This window comes from Salinispora pacifica CNR114, from assembly GCF_000514775.1.
Taxonomy (GTDB): Bacteria; Actinomycetota; Actinomycetes; order Mycobacteriales; family Micromonosporaceae; genus Micromonospora; species Micromonospora pacifica.
The window spans coordinates 103,203-120,708 of record NZ_AZWO01000016.1 but is presented as its reverse complement, the minus strand read 5'-3'; the positions used below and the strand labels follow the sequence as shown (position 1 = coordinate 120,708).

At 69.1% G+C, this 17,506-nt stretch carries 14 protein-coding genes; 7 read left to right on the top strand and 7 right to left on the bottom strand.

Features of this window, described 5'->3' with window-relative positions; all coding sequences use genetic code 11:
* Positions 1-86: 86 nt before the first annotated feature.
* Positions 87-965 (top strand): DUF1028 domain-containing protein, encoded by an 879-nt coding sequence (locus B118_RS0111895; RefSeq protein WP_028192808.1) that lies wholly within the window; start codon positions 87-89, stop codon positions 963-965.
* Positions 966-1,058: 93 nt separating this feature from the next.
* Here B118_RS0111895 and B118_RS0111890 read toward each other — a convergent pair whose 3' ends face one another.
* Positions 1,059-1,775: a maleylpyruvate isomerase N-terminal domain-containing protein gene (locus tag B118_RS0111890; protein ID WP_196234335.1), complete on the bottom strand. Its 717-nt coding sequence runs from the start codon at positions 1,773-1,775 to the stop codon at positions 1,059-1,061.
* Between the two features lie 3 nt (positions 1,776-1,778).
* A complete protein-coding gene (locus B118_RS0111885; RefSeq protein ID WP_018223569.1) occupies positions 1,779-2,666 on the bottom strand; it encodes a phosphatase PAP2 family protein in 888 nt (295 codons plus the stop codon).
* Between the two features lie 256 nt (positions 2,667-2,922).
* Between B118_RS0111885 and B118_RS0111880 the strand changes: the two genes are divergently transcribed.
* Complete coding sequence (locus B118_RS0111880) at positions 2,923-5,040, top strand: MMPL family transporter (protein ID WP_018811257.1); 2,118 nt, start codon at positions 2,923-2,925, stop codon at positions 5,038-5,040.
* Positions 5,041-5,153: 113 nt separating this feature from the next.
* On the opposite strand, the gene B118_RS0111875 is transcribed toward B118_RS0111880, so the two are convergent.
* A complete protein-coding gene (locus B118_RS0111875) occupies positions 5,154-6,611 on the bottom strand; it encodes an MFS transporter (RefSeq protein WP_026185842.1) in 1,458 nt (485 codons plus the stop codon).
* A gap of 347 nt (positions 6,612-6,958) precedes the next feature.
* Here B118_RS0111875 and B118_RS0111870 point away from each other — a divergent pair, with 347 nt between their 5' ends.
* Both B118_RS0111870 and B118_RS0111865 read left to right on the top strand, forming a co-directional pair.
* Entirely contained in the window at positions 6,959-7,813 is an 855-nt protein-coding gene (locus B118_RS0111870; RefSeq protein WP_238323904.1) for a hypothetical protein, read from the top strand.
* An 87-nt stretch (positions 7,814-7,900) separates the two neighbouring features.
* Positions 7,901-8,782 (top strand): PhzF family phenazine biosynthesis protein, encoded by an 882-nt coding sequence (locus B118_RS0111865; RefSeq protein WP_018223565.1) that lies wholly within the window; start codon positions 7,901-7,903, stop codon positions 8,780-8,782.
* Between the two features lie 556 nt (positions 8,783-9,338).
* Here the strand turns inward: B118_RS0111865 and B118_RS0111860 are convergent.
* Together B118_RS0111860 and B118_RS0111855 are read right to left on the bottom strand one after the other, a co-directional pair.
* A complete protein-coding gene (locus tag B118_RS0111860; RefSeq protein WP_028192806.1) occupies positions 9,339-9,980 on the bottom strand; it encodes a hypothetical protein in 642 nt (213 codons plus the stop codon).
* A gap of 247 nt (positions 9,981-10,227) precedes the next feature.
* The gene (locus B118_RS0111855; RefSeq protein ID WP_018223563.1) at positions 10,228-10,578 is read right to left on the bottom strand and encodes a histone-like nucleoid-structuring protein Lsr2; all 351 of its coding nucleotides are present in this window, start codon (positions 10,576-10,578) and stop codon (positions 10,228-10,230) included.
* Positions 10,579-10,941: 363 nt separating this feature from the next.
* Here B118_RS0111855 and B118_RS0111850 point away from each other — a divergent pair, with 363 nt between their 5' ends.
* On the top strand, positions 10,942-12,492 hold the full coding sequence (locus B118_RS0111850; protein ID WP_018811260.1) for an MFS transporter: 1,551 nt from the start codon (positions 10,942-10,944) through the stop codon (positions 12,490-12,492).
* Positions 12,493-12,521: 29 nt separating this feature from the next.
* On the opposite strand, the gene B118_RS0111845 is transcribed toward B118_RS0111850, so the two are convergent.
* Positions 12,522-13,313 (bottom strand): YaaA family protein, encoded by a 792-nt coding sequence (locus tag B118_RS0111845; RefSeq protein WP_018811261.1) that lies wholly within the window; start codon positions 13,311-13,313, stop codon positions 12,522-12,524.
* 337 nt (positions 13,314-13,650) lie between these two features.
* On the opposite strand from B118_RS0111845, the gene B118_RS0111840 reads away from it, so the two are divergent.
* Positions 13,651-14,301, top strand: a complete 651-nt coding sequence (locus tag B118_RS0111840; protein WP_018223560.1) for a CDP-alcohol phosphatidyltransferase family protein — start codon at positions 13,651-13,653, stop codon at positions 14,299-14,301.
* A gap of 13 nt (positions 14,302-14,314) precedes the next feature.
* Positions 14,315-14,968 (top strand): hypothetical protein, encoded by a 654-nt coding sequence (locus B118_RS0111835; RefSeq protein ID WP_028192805.1) that lies wholly within the window; start codon positions 14,315-14,317, stop codon positions 14,966-14,968.
* 111 nt (positions 14,969-15,079) lie between these two features.
* Here the strand turns inward: B118_RS0111835 and B118_RS0111830 are convergent, their stop codons facing one another.
* Positions 15,080-17,476, bottom strand: coding sequence for an arylsulfatase (locus tag B118_RS0111830; protein ID WP_018223558.1), 2,397 nt, complete (start codon positions 17,474-17,476; stop codon positions 15,080-15,082).
* Positions 17,477-17,506 lie beyond the last annotated feature (30 nt).

Sequence of the window (17,506 nt, the reverse complement as noted above, 5' to 3'; positions counted from 1 at the left end):
TCATCGGTCGATGATGTCCGGCCGACGGGCGGTGGGCAAGATCTGGCCGGGCCTCCCAGCCCGGTCACCGCGCTACGCTGCGGCTCGTGACTTTCTCCCTCGTCGCCCGCTCCGCCGACGGCAAGCTGCACGGAGTGGTCGTGGCCAGCAGATTCCTCGCCGCCGGGGCGCTGGTGCCGGCCGCGGAGGCCGAGGTGGGCGCGATCGCCACCCAGGCACACGTGAACCTGGCCTACCGGCCGCAGGGCCTGGCGTTGCTGCGAACCGGGGTTGGCGCGGCGGGCGTGGTCGCCGGGCTGGTAGCCGCCGACGACGAGCGCGACCACCGCCAGCTCGGTGTCGTGGGTGCGACCGGCCCGGGTGCCGGTTGGACCGGGCCGGCCTGCCGCCCCTGGGCGGGCGGGCAGTCGGGAAATGGCTGGGCTGCGCAGGGCAATATCCTCGCCGGTCCGCAGGTGATCGACGAGGTCCGCGACGGCTGGCTGGGTGGCGGGGGGCTGCCGTTCCCGCAGCGCCTTCTGGCCGCGTTGCGCGCCGGGGACGAGGCGGGCGGGGACCGGCGCGGACGGCAGAGCGCCGGGCTGCTGGTCGTCGAGCGCGGCGCCGGGTACGCCGGCACCGGCGACGTCCTGATCGATCTGCGGGTTGATGACCACCCGGATCCGGTCACCGAGCTGGCCCGGCTTCTCGCCGCACACACTCGACTGTTCAGCCGTCCGGACCCGGGCACCCTGCTGGATCTCACCGGGCCGCTCGCGGTCGAGGTGGCCGGCCTGCTCACCGCCCTCGGGCACCCCGCCGATCCGGAGGCTCCGCAGGAGGCGCTGGTCACCTGGGCGGGTCTGGAGAACTTGGAGCGGCGGCTGGTGCCGGGCCGGATCGACCCGGTCGTGCTGGAGCAGCTACGCCGGACCGCCCCGCTGGTTCCCGCGCCCCGTGCTGCCCGCGCCCGGCCCGCGTCCTGAGCGAGCTGGCGCCGGTCCCAGCAGCACGGCGGTCTCGGGCTGGCCCGGGCGCAGCTCCACCAGCGGGAGGTCTCGGAGCCGCACCCGCAGCGCTCAGGGCGCGAAGCTCAGCCAGCGGAAGTCGACGGCGGCAGCGGTTGCCTGCTCGGCGGGGGTCAACGGCAACCGGCCGGTCGTCTTGCGAATCAGGGTCAGCCGGTCCCAGCCCAGGGCGGCCGGCACCGGCTGTCCACCGGTGAACAGGTCGGCCAGCACGGCGGCGGCGGCCGGCGTCAGCCAGGGTCGCCGTTCGAGCGCCGCGGCCACGTCCAGGCCGTGCACCCCCACCTCGACCACGCGGGTGCGCAAAAACTCCAGCATTGTCATCGCATCGCCGTGCCGGGTGCGGACCAGCCGGCCGGGGGGCTGCGCGTCGATCGCGTCGAGGGTGGCCCGCCGGGCCCGGTCCAGGTCGTCGGCGAGCGTCGCGGCGTCCAGGCACCGTCCCGCTCGGTGGCCGCCGTTGATGCGGTCGGCGTCTACCGACGGGGTGAACTTGGCCGCGCTGAAGTAGCCGGCGGCGTCGACCTGCGCCCGGGGCGGGGCGGGGGCGGCGAGCATCCCGGCGAGCCGGCCGACACCGGTGTGCACGTGGGCGAGCAGCTCGCGGACGGTCCACGGCGGGCAGTTGGTGGCCCGGTCCAGGTCGGTCTCGGTCAGGTCCCGCAGTTCGGCAGCGAGGCGGACGCATTCGTCCCGAAACGCCGCTCGCACCGGGGTGAGCTCCGGCGGGTCTCCGACGGCCGGTTCCCTCATGGCCGGTTCTATCATGGCTCAGCCCGCGTTTCGGGGGATGAGGCGGTGCGCACTGACCAGGACCAGGGCCATCACGATGGCCATCGTACCGGCGATCCCGGCGGCACCGCCCGCGTAGCCGGCGAGGAGGGGCCGGCGGGCCAACGCGCTCGGGACGATTCGGGGGCCGTCGGCGAGCCAGGCCAGGGCGAGACCGCCGGCGACGACCGCGAGCAGGCCGCCCGTGCCGAGTAGCACGGCGGCGAGCCGGTGCGCGTCGCCGGGGTCGACCTTCGCCCGCTCGCGCTGCATGGTCAACAACGCCAGCCCACCGAGCGCCGCCCAGACCCCGACCACCAGGTACGCGGCGATGGCATCGCTGGGTCGGTGCCATCCGGCGGAGAGGGTGGCCACTCCGACGGCGGCGGCGTAGCCGGTGCCGAGCAACGCGCCCAGGACTCGGACCGTCGGTGGCAGGACGAGGACCAGCGCCACCGCGAACGAGGCGGCGACGGTGGCGTGACCGCTCGGCAGGCTGTTGCCGGCGAAGATCCGTTGCGGGTCGATGCCGAAGTCAGGCCGGGCGAGGCCGTACTTGAGCGCCTGGGTGGTGAGGTTGGCGCCGACGACGAGCAGGGTTGCGGTGACCGCGAGCGCGACCCGGCCACGGATCAGCGCGATGAACCCGATCACGGCGGTCGCGGCCAGCAGCGCCGCCAGCGACATGGCGTTGAGGATGTGGTTGACCGGTCCGTCGATGCGGTCCTGGCCGATCCGGTTACCGGTGAGGGCGACCGTGTCGAGCCACTGGCCGAGCTCGGTGTGCACGGCGGTGCGCCACACCACGATGAGGGCGACGGTCTGTGCCAGCGCCAGCACGGCCAACCAGACCGCCGTCTCGCGCCTTGCCGTGTCATGCACCCGCACAACCTAACGGCAGGTGACATCGGCTGACCGGGTGACCCACACCGTTACGATTTCACCTGTTCAGCGGAGAACGGCGGGAAGTCGGAGTGTCAGCAGCCGACACCCCAGATAGTTGACCCATGTCAGATCCGGCCGTGCGCTCGCGCCCGAGTAAACGGAGGGCACTGCTGCCGGGGCCAGACCCGCTGCTGGTCGCGGGGCCGCACGGCGGGCCGGGCCACCGGTACCAGCAAGCCGAACGTTGACGGGGGCCGCGATGCCCACGCGCCACGTCGGCACCCTGATCGCGGTGGTGGTGACCGTCGGATGGCTCGTGATCGGCGGTGTGGCCCACTCGTTCCCCAGCCGCCTGGACCAGGTCGAGATCGATAACTTCCAGACATTTCTTCCCGCTGATGCGGAGTCGCAGCAGGCGCAGCAGGACAGCCGTGACATCACCGGTGCGGATTCCACACCCGCCCTGGTGGTCTACGAGCGTTCGACCGGGATAACCGCGACCGACCAGGAACGGGCGGAATCCGACCTGACCCGCTTCGGTCAGGTGCGCTGGGTTGTCGGCCCCATCGCGCCCCCCGTCCAGAGCCAGGACGGGCAGGCCCTGCTGGTGGTCGTGCCGATCGACAACGCCGTGGGGCAGGCGGAGAACGACGTCATCGATCAGCTGCGTGCGATCACCGGCGGCGACCAGGGCGGACTGACCATCGAGGTCACCGGCCCGGCCGCCTTACGGGGCGACCTGATCACGGTGTTGGCCGGGGTGGGCGGCGAGTTGCTGGTCGTCACCCTGGGCGCGGTGCTGGTGGTCCTGCTGATCATCTACCGTAGTCCGATCCTGTGGGCGCTTCCGCTGATCGCCGCCGGGCTCTCGTACGTGTTGGCCACGGTCTTCATCTACTGGCTGGCCGACGCGGATGTGATCAAGCTGAGTGGGGAGTCGCGGGGAATTCTCACCGTGCTCGTCTTCGGTGCGGGCACCGACTACGCGCTGCTGCTCATAGCGCGCTATCGGGAGGAGTTGACCCGGAGGGAACGCCCTGTTGACGCGATGAGGGTGGCGTGGCGCGGTGCCGCTCCGGCGATCATCGCCTCCGGCTCGACGGTCATCCTCGGCCTACTCGCCCTGCTGTTGTCGGTGCTCAGTTCCACCCGCTCCCTCGGACCGGTCTCCGCCATCGGCATCGCCTGCACGCTGCTGGTGCTGCTCACCTTCCTTCCCGCCCTGCTCGTCCTGGGTGGGCGGCGGGTGTTCTGGCCGCGGACCCCGCGCCCGGAGCAGCGGGCCGCAACCACCTCCCACCGCTTCTGGACCCCGGTCGCCCGCCTCATCGGCCGGCGGGACCGACTCGTGTGGGTGATCGCCGCCATCGGCCTCGGCGTGGCCGCGATCGGGGTCACCCAGCTCGGAAAGCAGGCGATCAACCAGGATGACCTGCTCTTCTCCGGGAACCGGTCGTCGGTCAGCGGGCAGCGTCTGCTTGACCAGCACTATCCCGGCGGTACCGGCAGCCCGGCCATCATCGTGACCAACGCGGAGACCGTTGACCAGGTCACCGCCGCGGCCCGTCAGGTGTCGGGAATCGCCTCCGTGGCACCGGTCACCGCGGCGGGCGGGGCCTCGACCACGGCTGAGCAACCAGGGGCCGCACCGAAGGTCGTCAACGGACGGGCCCAGCTGAACGCGACCATGAGCGACGCACCGGACGGTGACAGCGCCGAGCGGACGCTGCGGCGGCTCCGCACCGCCGTTCACGCGGTGCCCGGCTCCGATGCAGTGGTCGGTGGCTTCACGGCAACAAATGTGGACACGGCCAACGCCGCCGACCGGGATCAGCAGGTCATCTTTCCGGTCGTCCTGGCCGTGATCCTGCTCTGCCTGGCGGTGTTGTTGCGCGCCCTGCTCGCACCGGTACTCCTGGTCCTGACCGTGGTGCTCTCCTTTACCGCCACCGTGGGAATCTGCGTGCTGATCTTCCGGTATCTGCTCAACGTCCCCAAGGTGGACCCGGAGTTCCTCCTGTTCGCATTCGTCTTTCTGGTCGCCCTCGGGGTGGACTACAACGTCTTTCTGATGAGCCGGGTTCGGCAGGAGTCAGAGCGGCTGGGCACCCGACGCGGAGTGCTATCCGCACTCACCGTAACCGGCGGGGTGATCACCTCAGCCGGTGTCGTGCTCGCGGCGACCTTCGCGGCACTGACCGTGCTCCCGGTTCGGCTCCTGGTGGAGCTGGGCATCGCCCTTCCGGTCGGGCTTCTCATCGACACCATCGTCGTGCGTTCCCTGCTGGTGCCGGCCCTCACCCATGACGTTGGTCGCCGAATCTGGTGGCCGAGCCGCCTTGAGCGAAGCGACGGCGGTCCGCCGGGCACCGGATGACCGGAGTGGCAGCCGACCCAACTGTCGCCCGGGTCGCGGACGGGAAGGGGCGGCGCCGACCTTCGGAGCAGCCGGACGACAGAGGCCACGGACTGATCCGTGGGAAAGGGCCGTCACCGTGATCGGGAACGAGTGACCAAGTCGATCAGAACAGCGGCAAACGCGATGACGAAGAAGCAGATAATGACCGCCAGCGGTATTCGGAAGGCGAGGAGCCAGTCACCGGTTCGGTCCAGGCTGGTGAAGAGGGCGGTGCCGACGACGGCGACCCCGAACCCACCCCCGAAGCGCTGCCCCGTCTGCAGCATCCCCGCGGCACTGCCGCCCTGGGCCGGTGGCACGTGTGCCAGGGCCAGGGTCTGGTTCGGAGCAATGACCAGCCCGCCCCCGACGCCCGCGGTGACGAGTCCACCGCCCAAGCCCGCCAAGAGCAGGGGCAGGGTGGCTGCGTGCGGGGAGCGTGGATCCGGTAGGAACAGGTCTGCGATCAACAGCATGGCGAGCCCGACTGCTCCACAGGCCAGCCCCGCGGCGATCAATGGCCGCCCGATCCGGCCGGCCCTGGCGCCGGCGGCCACCGAGCCAAGGGCCGTGCCCAGAGCCAGCGGCATGAGGGCGATGCCCGCCACCAACTCGTCGTGTCCGAGCCCTTGCTGCAGATACTCCGACACCAGATAGTAGATGGCCTCGTAGCCGGCGAAGTAGAACGTGGCGATGAATGCGCCCAGGGCGAATGACCGGATCCGGAACAGGCCCAGGTTGAATATCGGCTCGCCGTGGCGGGCATAGGACCGTTCCCAGTAGAAGAAGGCGACCAGCATCGCCAGGCCGGCCGGGAGGAGCAGCCAGCGGAGCAGCCCCGGCCACTGCTCTCCCTGCATCAGCCACAGCAGCCCCAACCCGCATATCAGCAGGAGCGCCCCGACCAGGTCCAGGTCGGGGCGCTGTCCCCGCTCGGCGATGGGGAACAACCGCCACCCGAAGCCGGCGACGACGATCCCCAGCGGAACATTGATCAAAAAGATCCACCGCCAGCCCTGCTCGCCACCGAGGGTGACCAGGGCACCGCCGAGTATCGGACCGGCCAGTCGGGAGCTACTGACTCCGACGGCCAGCAGCCCGAGCGGACGTCCGCGGTCTCGGGGCGAAAACATTCGCTGGACCGCCCCGAACACCTGGGGTAACGCGACGCCGACGCCAACTCCCTGCACCAACCGAGCGATGATCAGCCATTTTCCGGAGGGGGCGAACCCGGCAACCATGCTCGCCACGACGAACAACATGATGCCGGCCACGAATATGTTGCGCCGGCCACGCTGATCGCCGAACCGGCCCGCCGGCACCAGTGCCAGTCCGAGCGTAAGAAAGTACCCGGAAACCAGCCATTGCTGACCACTCGAGCTCAGGTCGAACACACTCCTGATCGTCGGCAGGGCGATCACGACCAGGGAGATGTTCAACCCGACCAGAAACACCGTCAACAGCCCGACAGTCGTCACCGGCCATGGTCGGATCGGCCGCCCCGACCCGGTCCGGGGCGCCTCCCCCGCACCCAGCTCACCCTCGTTCATCCGGCTGTCCGGCACCAGAAAGAACCATCGTGGCCACACTCTCCGGATGGGCGACGGAGAGTGCGGTCACTCCAATCCCCACGCCGACCCCACTCACCCGTACCGAAGGTCAGCCTCCGACCGAACAACATCGACTCGGCGGCGCAGCACCGGCGCTCCAACTCGAAGTCATAACCCGAACCCACCCTATGGGCGACGCCACCAGGCGGACCGATCACCGGAACCGACTCACCCCAACGTGCCGACCTTCCGGGCGCCGTTGCCGGCTACCTTCCGGGCAGCCGACGGGTGCACCACGCCAAACGTTCGGGCGCCCCGACAAGGACATGCACGGGTACGGTCCCACCATGGTCGAGTTATCAACGCGGGCAGCGCGAAGCTTCGCGGGCCGGCATCGCGCCCGCCGGCTCGCGCCCCGGGTGGCGGGAGTTACCCGATCCGCTCGCCCGCTCCGCAGAGCCTCGCCGCTGACCTGCACCGCTGCGGCTGTTTGGCTGGCACTGAGTGGATGCTCGGACTACCAGGAGGGCGATTCGCTGGCGCGGACCATCGCCGAGGACGAAGCCGCGCTCCTCAGCAAGGACCTCGGTTACCACGATCACATACGGGGCGCCGAGCACCTCGCCGCGACCTGGGTCCGCAGGGAGGGGGTGGGCGCCGGGTCCACCGTACGGCGGGAAGCGGTGGGTTGGTCCGATCGGACCGTCGGATCGGATCAGGTCACGATCGATGTCCGGTTCGTTGTGACGGCCGCACCGTCGAAGAACCCCTTCGAACCCCGCGCCGATCAGACGGTCCCGGCGGCCCGATGCTACCGCTACCTGCTTAAGGTAGATCGCCACCCGACGTATCACGAGATCGACTGTCCTTCCGGACCCGCTCCAGCGCTGCCCTCCGCCTCGCCGGCCCCGAGGCTGCCGGACGACGGGCGTCAGCGGCTGGCCGCGGCGCTACGCACGGCCACGCCCGACACCTTGGCGAAGGCGGTGCGAGCAGCTTTTCCCGAGCCACACATCCGGGTCGATACCGTCACCCACGAGGGTGTCCTCGTCGCCGCGGTCGGCGTACCCGCCGAACGGGACTGTCTCCTCCTGATCCGCACTCCGAGCGGGGACATCGAGTCGCCCGGATTCAACAGGATCTGGTTGGAGCCCGGCGAACTGGGGTGTAGCACCGGGCTGTATCTCTCACCGCCCAGATAGCAGGCATCGACGCACCCGACCGGCGGCGACCACGGCCGGTCGATTGGCACTCGGCTGTGGATGGGCTCCGCCCCTAGGATCGCGACCATGGAGATCCTACGGTTCGCCGCGTTCACCACTGACCCCGCCGGCGGCAACCCGGCTGGGGTGGTGTTGGACGCCACCGGTGCGGACGACGCGGAGATGCAGCAGGTCGCGGCCGAGGTCGGGTATTCCGAAACGGCGTTTCTCGTGCCCGGCGACGCGGGGCATTTCGCGGTTCGCTACTTCAGTCCGAAAGCGGAGGTCCCGTTCTGTGGCCACGCGACCATCGCGTCGGCCGCGGCGTACGCCGAGCGACACGGCCCTGGGGTGTTGCATCTGAGCACCCCCGCCGGCCCGGTCGAGGTCTCCACCACCGTACGGGCGGACGGCACCATCACCGCGACGCTGGTCAGCGTCGAGCCGCGCACCCAGCCGATCGCCACGGACGACTTCACGGCCCTACTCGAAGCGTTGCGCTGGAAGTCGGCGGACCTGGCGCCGACACTGCCACCACGGGTCGCCTTCGCCGGGGCATGGCACCCGATCATCGCCGCTGGAAGCCGAGCCCGCCTGGCCGATCTGGACTACGACATGGCCGCACTGTCCAGCCTGATGGCCGAGCGTGACTGGACCACCATCAACCTGGTGTACCGAGAGTCCGCACAGGTCATTCATGCACGAAACCCGTTTCCCCCCGGCGGCGTCGTGGAGGACCCCGCCACTGGTGCGGCCGCCGCGGCGCTCGGTGGCTACCTGCGGGAGCTCGGCCTGGTCGCGCCGCCCACGACGGTCACCGTGCACCAGGGTCAGGAGATGGGCCGCCCGAGCCTACTCACCATCGACATCCCGGCCCGGTCCGGAACCGGGATCGCGGTGAGTGGCGCCGCGGTTGCCCTCGCCCCACGCCGCGATCCGGACCGTGGCGCGCAGACGGCCACAATGTGAGCCCCCGAACAGCACACCGATCTGACCGAGGCTGAGCCCGCGGTCGAAGGGGAGCAGGGCCAGCACGGGCAGGGCCAGGCCAACCGGCAGCCACCGAAGGAAGTGGCACGTCCGGTTGCCCTCGACGGCCGGGTGGCTCGACACGGTAGCCGCTGGGGCCGGCCAGCTGGCGTCCCGCCTCCTGGCTGGCCCCAGCACCTCCGGTCCGACGGTGTCGGGCCACTGGCCCTGACACCGGGTGCGTGCCGGCCGAGCCGGGCAGCGAGTGCTGCGGGATACATCCCCCCGTTGCGCTCCAAATGGAGCTGATCCATCCCGCTGGCAATCCCCATCCGGGTCAGCGACCCGTCGCCCGACGCCACTGAAACATGCGTTCCGTGTGCGGCGCTGCCGCTAAACACACGTTTCTCAGCGCAGAGTCGATCTTACGCTCACGTTCGGTACTCCTGTCAACAGCTATGTCGCGGCGCCCGTGGCCGCGACGCTGTCATCTATGTCACCCTCCGGCCAGGGACGACAACCTCCGGCCGCGCTACCGACCTGTTGCCGAAAGCCGCTACGGAGCCAGGAGCAGCGCTTCGGAGCCCACCGGTCGGAACCCCGCCGCCTGGAACGCACGCACACTGCGGGCGTTGCCCGCGGCCTGCTGCGCCCAGACCGGCTGCCCGGTCGGCGCCAGGTGCCGAGCGGCCCTCGCCAACGCCCGCCCGAGGCCCGCCTCGCACCGCCCCTCGTCAACCTCGATCGCCGCTTCCCACCGGCCGGCCACACCCCGGCCAAGGATGACCACTCCCCCATCAGCCACCCAGACCCGGACGTCGTCCCGTCGCTGGCGCGCTCGGGCTTCCCGGGGATGGGCGAGGTCGGTGAGCTCGGTGAGCCGCAGCGGGGGTGCACCAGCCAGCGGGCTCGCGACCGTCAGTAGGTCGATCGTGTCCATGGAACGTCCGGTGCGCTCGAGCAGCGCGCCCAGGAAGCGTGGATGCATTGTGGCTGCCAGACGGTCACAGTCGAGAGCGGCCAGAATTCCCCGGACCCAACGCGGATCCTCGTCGGTGAAGACCACGGAGTGAGCGGTGAACGCGATCACCCCGGCGTCGCGGTCGCCGGGCTGCGGCAGCACGGTCGTCCCACCATCCGGCGACGGGAAGCGCCCGACGGCCGCCGCTTCCAGGAGCTCGGCCAATTCGCTTCCCATGGTCATTTCCTCTCGGCGCTACGGAAGCCCGGGGCTGGACCGGTGGCGGACCACGCCTCCCCGCGCCGACGGCCAGCATGTCCCAGCCGGAGCTGCCAACCGAGGGTAGGCCTCCTCCGGGGAACCAGCTTCGCATTCCGGGCGAACGCGGGGCGGGACACAGCGAAGGGCCCCGGCCCGGGGCCCTTCGTGCTGCGTCGGGCTAGCTCGGACCGTGGCCATTGCTGGCGGACCGACTGCCAGCCATTCACTGCTTGTCGTATGCCTCCATCACGCCGACCGGGATGCGTCCACGGTCCGACACCTGATATCCGTTGGCCCGCGCCCACTCCCGGATCTCCTCGTTACGGGCGCGGGTGGAACGCTGCGCGGTCGCGGCTGCCCCCCGCACCGCCCTCGTGATCCCACCGTGGCCGCTGGCCCTACCGACGCGCTGACCAACGGCGATATAGGGGGCGAGCGCCTGCCGGAGCGTGGATGCGTTCTCGTCCGAGAGTTCGATGGTGTAGGCCCTGCCGTCGAGACCGAACTCAATCGTCTGGTCGGCCTCACCACCGGTTAGGTCATCAATCAGTTGGGTGATTACCTGTCGCGCCATGCTCGGGTTAACTCCATTTCACGAGTGCGAAGAGGAGGACATTAGCATCCAGACAGGGTGGTTGCTAAAGGACCCACAGTCGGGTTTCGCTCCACCACCAAATCTCCCTCATGGGTAGCGGTTACCACACCCGCCGTGGCTGTTCCTCCGGCCACCAATTGCGAGCCACGACCGCTTGTCATCGAGGCGGCTGAGCTCGCATTCCCACCGACCGCGCTGCCGCCGCCAGATCCCGACCGCAGCGGTTCGGCGTCCAGCGGCGCCACCCGCGCCGACCACCCCGAGGCAGCCCGCCGTCCCGACCGATCCAGCCACCCGTAGCTTCGGACCACATATCAGCAAATTTTCCTATATCGTCCGGTTATGCACTCCCGGTCCCGCGGGTCGCCTCCGTCCCGACGGGTCGCCCTGATCAGCCTCTGCGGCGCCGCCACGCTGGTGTGGCTCGCGTTCTCCAACCTCGGGGTGGCGTTACCGACCATCGCCAACGAGCTGAGCGTCAACCTGACCGACATGCAGTGGGCAAACAACGCCCTGAGCATCGCCTGTGGAACCCTCCTGCTGGCCGGCGGTCGTCTCGCCGACCTACACGGTCATCGAAAGATGCTGCTACTCGGCCTGCTGATCTTCGGTCTCGCCGCCCTGGGGACCGCCTTCACGCCCAACCTCGCCGGTCTCATCGCCGGCCGCGCGTTGATGGGCGCCGGTGGCGCGCTCATCCTGCCCGCCACGCTGGCGATGATCCCGACGCACTTCACGCGGACCGAGCAGCCCCCGGCCTTCGCCGCGTGGGCCGCGGCGAGCTGGGCCGGGCAGGCCGTCGGGCCCGCCGTCGGCGGAGCCCTGACCACGCTGCTGGGCTGGCGGTCACTGTTCTGGTTGACCGCGCCGGTGGTACTCGTCCTGTACGTCCTGACCACACGAAGCGCACCCGAGGCGCAGAAGGCCCGGGGCAGGGTCGACCTGATCGGGCTGGTCACCGGGGCCGGAGCCGCCCTGTGCCTGCTCTTCGCGCTGACCGAGGGGCAACAGGTCGGCTTCGACGATCCGCTGATCATCGCGCTCTTCGGCGCCGCCGCGGCGCTCACCCTGACGTTCGTGTTCGTCGAGCTGAGGATCACCGACCCGCTGGTGGATCTACGGCTGTTCCGCACCCGCAGCTTTGACGGCGCTCTTCTCGTCAACCTGACGATGAACCTGTCCTTCGCCGGCGCCCTCTTCGTGCTGTCCCTCTACCTGCAGGACGTCCGGGGCTACAGCGCGATCGCGGCCGGTCTACTCCTGGTTCCGGCCGCCGGAACGATCCTGATCTTCAACGCCGTCGGCGCACGGATCGTCAGCCGACACGACGCCCGCTCCCCCTCGATCTGGGGCCTCGTCCTGGTCGGCGTCGGCAGCTTCGCCGTCAGCGCCCTGCTGCCCTCCATCTCGGTGCTCGCGGTGATCCTGGGCCTGCTCATCATCGGTGTCGGGCTGGGTCTACTCTCCGTGCCCGTGGCCGACACCATCGTCGGCGGCCCACCGGTCGCCCTCGCCGGCGCCGCGTCCGGCCTCTACAAGACCAGCAGCATGCTGGGGGGCGCGCTCGGCGTCGTCCTGCTGACCGCCGCGACCACCCGCTTCGGTCGGGCCGACGCCGCCCCGGTGAGCACCGCGGCCGGGCTCACCGAAGCCGAGTCGAGCCAGGTCGTCAATGCGCTGACCAACTCCCAGACGGCGATCGCCATCCTCGACAAGCTGCCAGCGAACGAGCGGAGCCTCGTGATCGCGGTCTATCACCAGGCATTCTCGGACGGAGTGTCGACAGCCCTCGTGCTCGGTGGAGTGATCGCGGTGGTCGGCGCGATCCTGGCCGCCTGGATCTGGCCCCGCCAGCGAAAGAGCGGTAGCCCGCGGCAAACCCAGCAGACCTGACCGCTCAGCCGGGGTCGTGTCGTCGCACGTCAGCCCAGGTCCTGTCGTCGGACGCTGAGCCCCTTGCCCCCGAACTCCGTACAGACGAAAGCGGGCTGGCGGGGCTTACTGAGAGCCGGTTCGTGGCGGTAGCCGATCTCGGCGAAGTCAACGATATCCGCCGGGTCCTCAACCTGGGCGGTCAGTAGCCATCGGGCGAAGGCGCCCCGGGCGATCTTGGCGTGTACGACAACGAACCGCGGCTCACCCGTCTTCGGATTGATCGTCAGAAAGCGGGGGCTGACGAACCGGTCGCGGGGCAGGAATCGGGTGACGATCCGGTTGTACTCGATGGCGGCCAGATCAATGATGACGCCGGTCGGCGGTAGGCACCGGGCAACGGCATCGCCCCAGAACTGGTAGAGGTTGGCATACGGCGGGTCCGGCAGGCGGTACCCCATCTCCAGCCGGTACGGCTGGATGCCATCATCCGGGCGCAGAATGCCGTACAGCCCGGATAAGATCCGCAACCGCCCTTCGGCGTACGCCCGGTCGGCGGGGGTGAGGTCGGCGGCGCGGAGCCCGCTGTAGATGTCACCGGCGAAGCTGTCGATCGCCGGTGACTGCCGCCCCGGATCGGTGCCCCAATCGGCGAAGAGTCCGTGTGTTCGGACGGCCAGTTCCGGAGAGAGCTCCATGACGGCGGCGAGTTGCTCCACCGAGAGCGTCCGGAGGTATGCCGCCAGCTCCTCGGCCCGGTCCCGTAGGGCAGGCACGGTAAGGGTCGCGCCGCCCTGGGGCGCCGGTCGCATCGCCTTGGAGGTGTGAATCAGAATGATCATTTTCGCCTCGTGCCGAGATCAAGATCCCCTGAGCATAGCGGCCCGACCGGTGGCTCCGCGGCGGCGAACCGAGAGCGCCAAGCCGACCAACGTGCCCCCACCGGCCGCCTCGCCCGCACCCACCTCGACCTCAGCCCCGGCACCCGACGACGGAGATTCGCTACCGACAATCCAGGCGACCCCGGGGCACGACTGCGGGACATTACCGCCAGTGCACCCGGGTCACCTCCAGGTGATGTCAAGCCCCTCGGCGAGATCGTCTTCGCTGCTCGGGTTGTAATGTGGTTCCGCCACCTGCCACATTCGGCGGTAGCCTTCACCTCCTGGAGGAAGCTGTATGCCGGGAACGAACCTTCAGGAGCGTACGACGCCGACGACCGCCGCGCCGCCGCGGATCGTGCAGGCCGCCAATACCGTGACAGCGGTACGTACGATCGGCGCGGTCGCGGTCGCGATCGGCGCGATCGTCACCCAGGACCCGGTCCTGGCGGTAACCGCCTATCTAATCTACTGGGTCGGCGACACTCTGGATGGCTGGACAGCCCGCCGACTGAACCAGGAGACCCGCTTCGGTGCGGTCTTCGACATCCTGGCCGACCGGCTCTGCTGCATCCTCTGTATCATCCCGCTGCTTCAGGCACGACCACAGATGGTGGCTCCCATCGCGGTCTTTCTGCTGCAGTTCGTCGTCGTCGATCTGGTGCTCAGCCTGTCGTTTCTCCGTTTCGGGCTACTCAGCCCAAACTATTTCTTCCACGTGCACCGTGGTGTCTTCCGGTGGAACTGGTCCCCGCCGGCGAAGGCTGCCAACACCAGCGCGCTGGTGCTGCTCGCGCTCTTCGTTCCGAGCCCCTGGCCAGCGCTCGCGCTGGCCCTGGCGGTGACCGTGATCAAGGTCGTCTCCCTGGTGGTGGTACGGCGACTACCCAGCAGCCGTCCACCGCAGCGCGGCCAAGCCCCCGACCCCGGCTGGCCCCCGTCCGCATGAGCGGGGACGCGTCATGATCGAGGCCGGGATCGCGACCTTCCTGATGGCGTTCGCCTCGGCCTTCATCCCGGCGGTGCCGGTGGAGCCGTACCTCATCGGCGCGGCCACCGTGACCGGGCAGGGCGCCCTCCTGCTGGGTGTCACCGCCGGCGCCGGGCAGACCACCGGCAAGGCGCTGATGCTCCTGGGCCTACGCGGCACCCTCCGCTCCACGAGGCTGCGCCGCTGGTTGGAGCGGCACACCGCCCGCTTCGCGCCGGAGCCGGAGCCGGCGGCGGCGGCGGCGACAACCGTGGCGGTGGCGCCGAGCGGTCCGGCACCGAGCGCGACGGCGCCGAGCGGTCCGGGTCTCGGCGCTGCGGAGCCGGCGGCCGTGCCGCCCCGAGTGACCGTCCGGACGATCCTCCGCCGGTCGATCACCGCCGTCGTCGCGGTGACCCGCCGCTGGAACAACCGACTCATCACCCTGCTCGACCGGCCTTTCGTGGCGGTACCGGTGGTGTTGCTGAGCGCGGCGGTCGGCCTGCCCCCGCTCCTGCTGGTCGTCTTCTGCATCAGCTCGACCCGGATGTCGGTGACCATGTTCGCGGTCACGTGTTTCGTCGGCCGCACGACTCGATTCGCCGCGGTCAGCGTGTTGCCGGACCTCGCGCACCTCCTCGGATAACGCGTGGGGGTATCCGCCGTCCGGCGGATACCCCCAAGGCCGCGCTGGTCAGCACCGACGCCACGCCCGAGCCGCAGCTGCCCACCCGGCCGTGGGAGCTGGCGGCAACGCTCAGTCCCGGGCCATCATGGCGGCCGCCTCCCGCTCGACGTCAACGTAGGCCTCACCGGAGACATCCGCGATGACCTGCTTGATCGTGGCACCGGTCAGCTTCCAGGGACGGGCGCCGGAGTAGTCATAGGTGACGGGCGCGCCGCGGTCCTGGCCGACGTTGAAGCCTTCCCCGGCGAGCGCGAACTTGCCGAGTTGGGTCTGCATTCCCTTGCACTCACCCACCTTCTTCTTGCCGATGAACAGCGAGGCGTTCCCGATGCAGGCACTGGGCTGGTCGGAGCCGGGTGGAGAAATCAACTTGTCTTTCTCGAACGCGACGCCGAGTACCACCTTCCCCTTCGGCACATCGATGTTCGAGGAGATAACCTGCTCCTTCTCCCCCAGGTAGTTGTAGACGTACTTCAGTTTGCCGTCCTTGAGGTAGAGGGCGTGCCCGCCGAAGTTGGAGCCCTGTGCGAAGAGAACGCCTTCCGCGTCGGGACCATCGATGACAACGTCGGCTGCCAGGATGTAGGACCGCCCCCGGATGTTGACCGCGACCGCCTCGGGGACCTCCAGCGTGTTCGGATAGTAGACGTAGTGGTCTCGCGGTGGCGCCACCTGCGGTCGCGGCGTGCTGAGCAACTCGGCAATGGGCCGGTCGTCCACCGGGAGACCGAAGAACATGCCGGCCTGGTGATACCAGAGTGCCGCCAACTCCGCGGCCAGCTCGGGGTGTTGGTCGGCCACGTTATGGATCTCGGCACGGTCGACATCGGTGTGGTAGAGCGCCCACTGATCCAGACCGAAATGACCCCAGTCCGCCGGTGAGCTCGGGTGCAGAGCGTCGACCTTCCAGCCGTCCCGCCACAGCGCCCGGGTACCCAGCATCTGGTAGAACTGGCTTTGCTTCGCGGTCTTGGCCTTCGGCTTCTCGAAGGTGTGTTTGAAGCTGGAGCCCTCCAGTGGCCACTGTTTGAAGCCCTTGACCGTCTCCGGCAACTCGATGCCGAGGCAGTCATACACCGTGGGCACGATGTCGGTCACGTGCGCGTACTGGTCGCGTAGCTCGCCTTTGGCCTTGATCCCGGCCGGCCAGTGCACGATCATCGGGTCACAGATTCCACCCTCCCACGCGTCCTGCTTGAACAGCTTGAACGGGGTGTTGAAGGCGAAGGCCCAACCGGTCGAATAGTGGTTGTAGGTGCCGGGCGAACCGAGAATATCGAGCATCTTGATATTCTCGTCGATATTGCTCGGGACACCGTTGAAGAACGTGTTCTCATTAACGGCGCCGTCCGCCCCACCCTCACCTGACGCTCCGTTGTCTGAGATCACGAAGATGAGGGTGTTGTCCAGCTCTCCGGTGTCCTCGAGGTAGGCGATCAGCCGACCGATCTCATGGTCGGCATAGCTGGAGAAGCCGGCGAAGACCTCCGCCATCCGCGTCTGCAGCTTCTTCTCATCGTCGCTGAGCGAGTCCCACGGCCGTACGTCGCTCATGGCGGGCGAGGGTTTGCCGTCCGCGCTGCGCACGTCGCTGAGCGGGTTGATCGGCGAGAGCTCGGTCCCCTTCGGCAGGATCCCCATCTTGATCTGCTTTGCCAGGATCTTCTCGCGGATCGCCTCGTACCCCATGTCGAACTTGCCCTTGTACTTGTCCGCCCAGGCCTTCGGTACGTGGTGCGGGGCGTGGTTCGCCCCGGGGCAGAAGTACATGAAGAAGGGGCGGTCCGGAGCGACCTGCTTGGCGTCGCCGATCATGCCGATCGCCCGGTCGACAAGGTCGGCGGTGAGCAGATACCCGTCCTTGCCCTCCTTCCACTCGTCAATACTTACCGGGTCGGTGGGCTGGTCGACGAACTGCTGGTCCTGGACGAGGTTCGGGTAGTACTGGTTGGCCTCTCCACCAAGGAAGCCGTAGAAGCGTTCGAAGCCACGGTGGGTGGGCCAGTTCCGCCTGGAGGAGGCCATGTTGGTCTCGTCTTCGGCGACACAGTGCCACTTGCCCAGCGCGTAGGTGTTGTAGCCCCGGTCGCCGAGGATCTCCCCGATAAGAGCCGCCTCCCCGGGAATGTGCCCATTCATCCCCGGGAATCCCTGGGTCGCCTCGGCGACGCAGGACATGCCGACGGTGGTGTGGTTGCGCCCGCTCAGCAGCGCGGCCCGGGTGGGCGAGCAGAGCGCGGTGGTGTGAAACTGGGTGTACTTCAGTCCGTTGTTGGCGAGCTTGCTCATGTTCGGCATCTCGATGGGCCCACCGAAGAAGTCCCAGGAGCCGAAACCCGTGTCGTCCCAGACCAGGAACAACACGTTCGGCGCACCTTTCGGCGCCTGGGGTTGGGCGTAGGGGTCCCAATCCGGCGTCGAGTCCTTGGCGCCCAGGTTGATAACGCCCTTGAATGCTTTACTCATGAACGGCTTCTCCTTCTCCCGCTCCCACGG

Excerpts from the sequence above, each read along its gene's own strand:
- B118_RS0111890 (WP_196234335.1), bottom strand. The coding sequence starts at position 1,775 with ATGATAGAACCGGCCATGAGGGAACCGGCCGTCGGAGACCCGCCGGAG.
- B118_RS0111880 (WP_018811257.1), top strand. The coding sequence starts at position 2,923 with ATGCCCACGCGCCACGTCGGCACCCTGATCGCGGTGGTGGTGACCGTC.
- B118_RS0111875 (WP_026185842.1), bottom strand. The coding sequence starts at position 6,611 with ATGAACGAGGGTGAGCTGGGTGCGGGGGAGGCGCCCCGGACCGGGTCG.
- B118_RS0111870 (WP_238323904.1), top strand. The coding sequence starts at position 6,959 with ATGGTCGAGTTATCAACGCGGGCAGCGCGAAGCTTCGCGGGCCGGCAT.
- B118_RS0111865 (WP_018223565.1), top strand. The coding sequence starts at position 7,901 with ATGGAGATCCTACGGTTCGCCGCGTTCACCACTGACCCCGCCGGCGGC.
- B118_RS0111860 (WP_028192806.1), bottom strand. The coding sequence starts at position 9,980 with ATGGGAAGCGAATTGGCCGAGCTCCTGGAAGCGGCGGCCGTCGGGCGC.
- B118_RS0111855 (WP_018223563.1), bottom strand. The coding sequence starts at position 10,578 with ATGGCGCGACAGGTAATCACCCAACTGATTGATGACCTAACCGGTGGT.
- B118_RS0111850 (WP_018811260.1), top strand. The coding sequence starts at position 10,942 with ATGCACTCCCGGTCCCGCGGGTCGCCTCCGTCCCGACGGGTCGCCCTG.
- B118_RS0111845 (WP_018811261.1), bottom strand. The coding sequence starts at position 13,313 with ATGATCATTCTGATTCACACCTCCAAGGCGATGCGACCGGCGCCCCAG.
- B118_RS0111840 (WP_018223560.1), top strand. The coding sequence starts at position 13,651 with ATGCCGGGAACGAACCTTCAGGAGCGTACGACGCCGACGACCGCCGCG.
- B118_RS0111835 (WP_028192805.1), top strand. The coding sequence starts at position 14,315 with ATGATCGAGGCCGGGATCGCGACCTTCCTGATGGCGTTCGCCTCGGCC.
- B118_RS0111830 (WP_018223558.1), bottom strand. The coding sequence starts at position 17,476 with ATGAGTAAAGCATTCAAGGGCGTTATCAACCTGGGCGCCAAGGACTCG.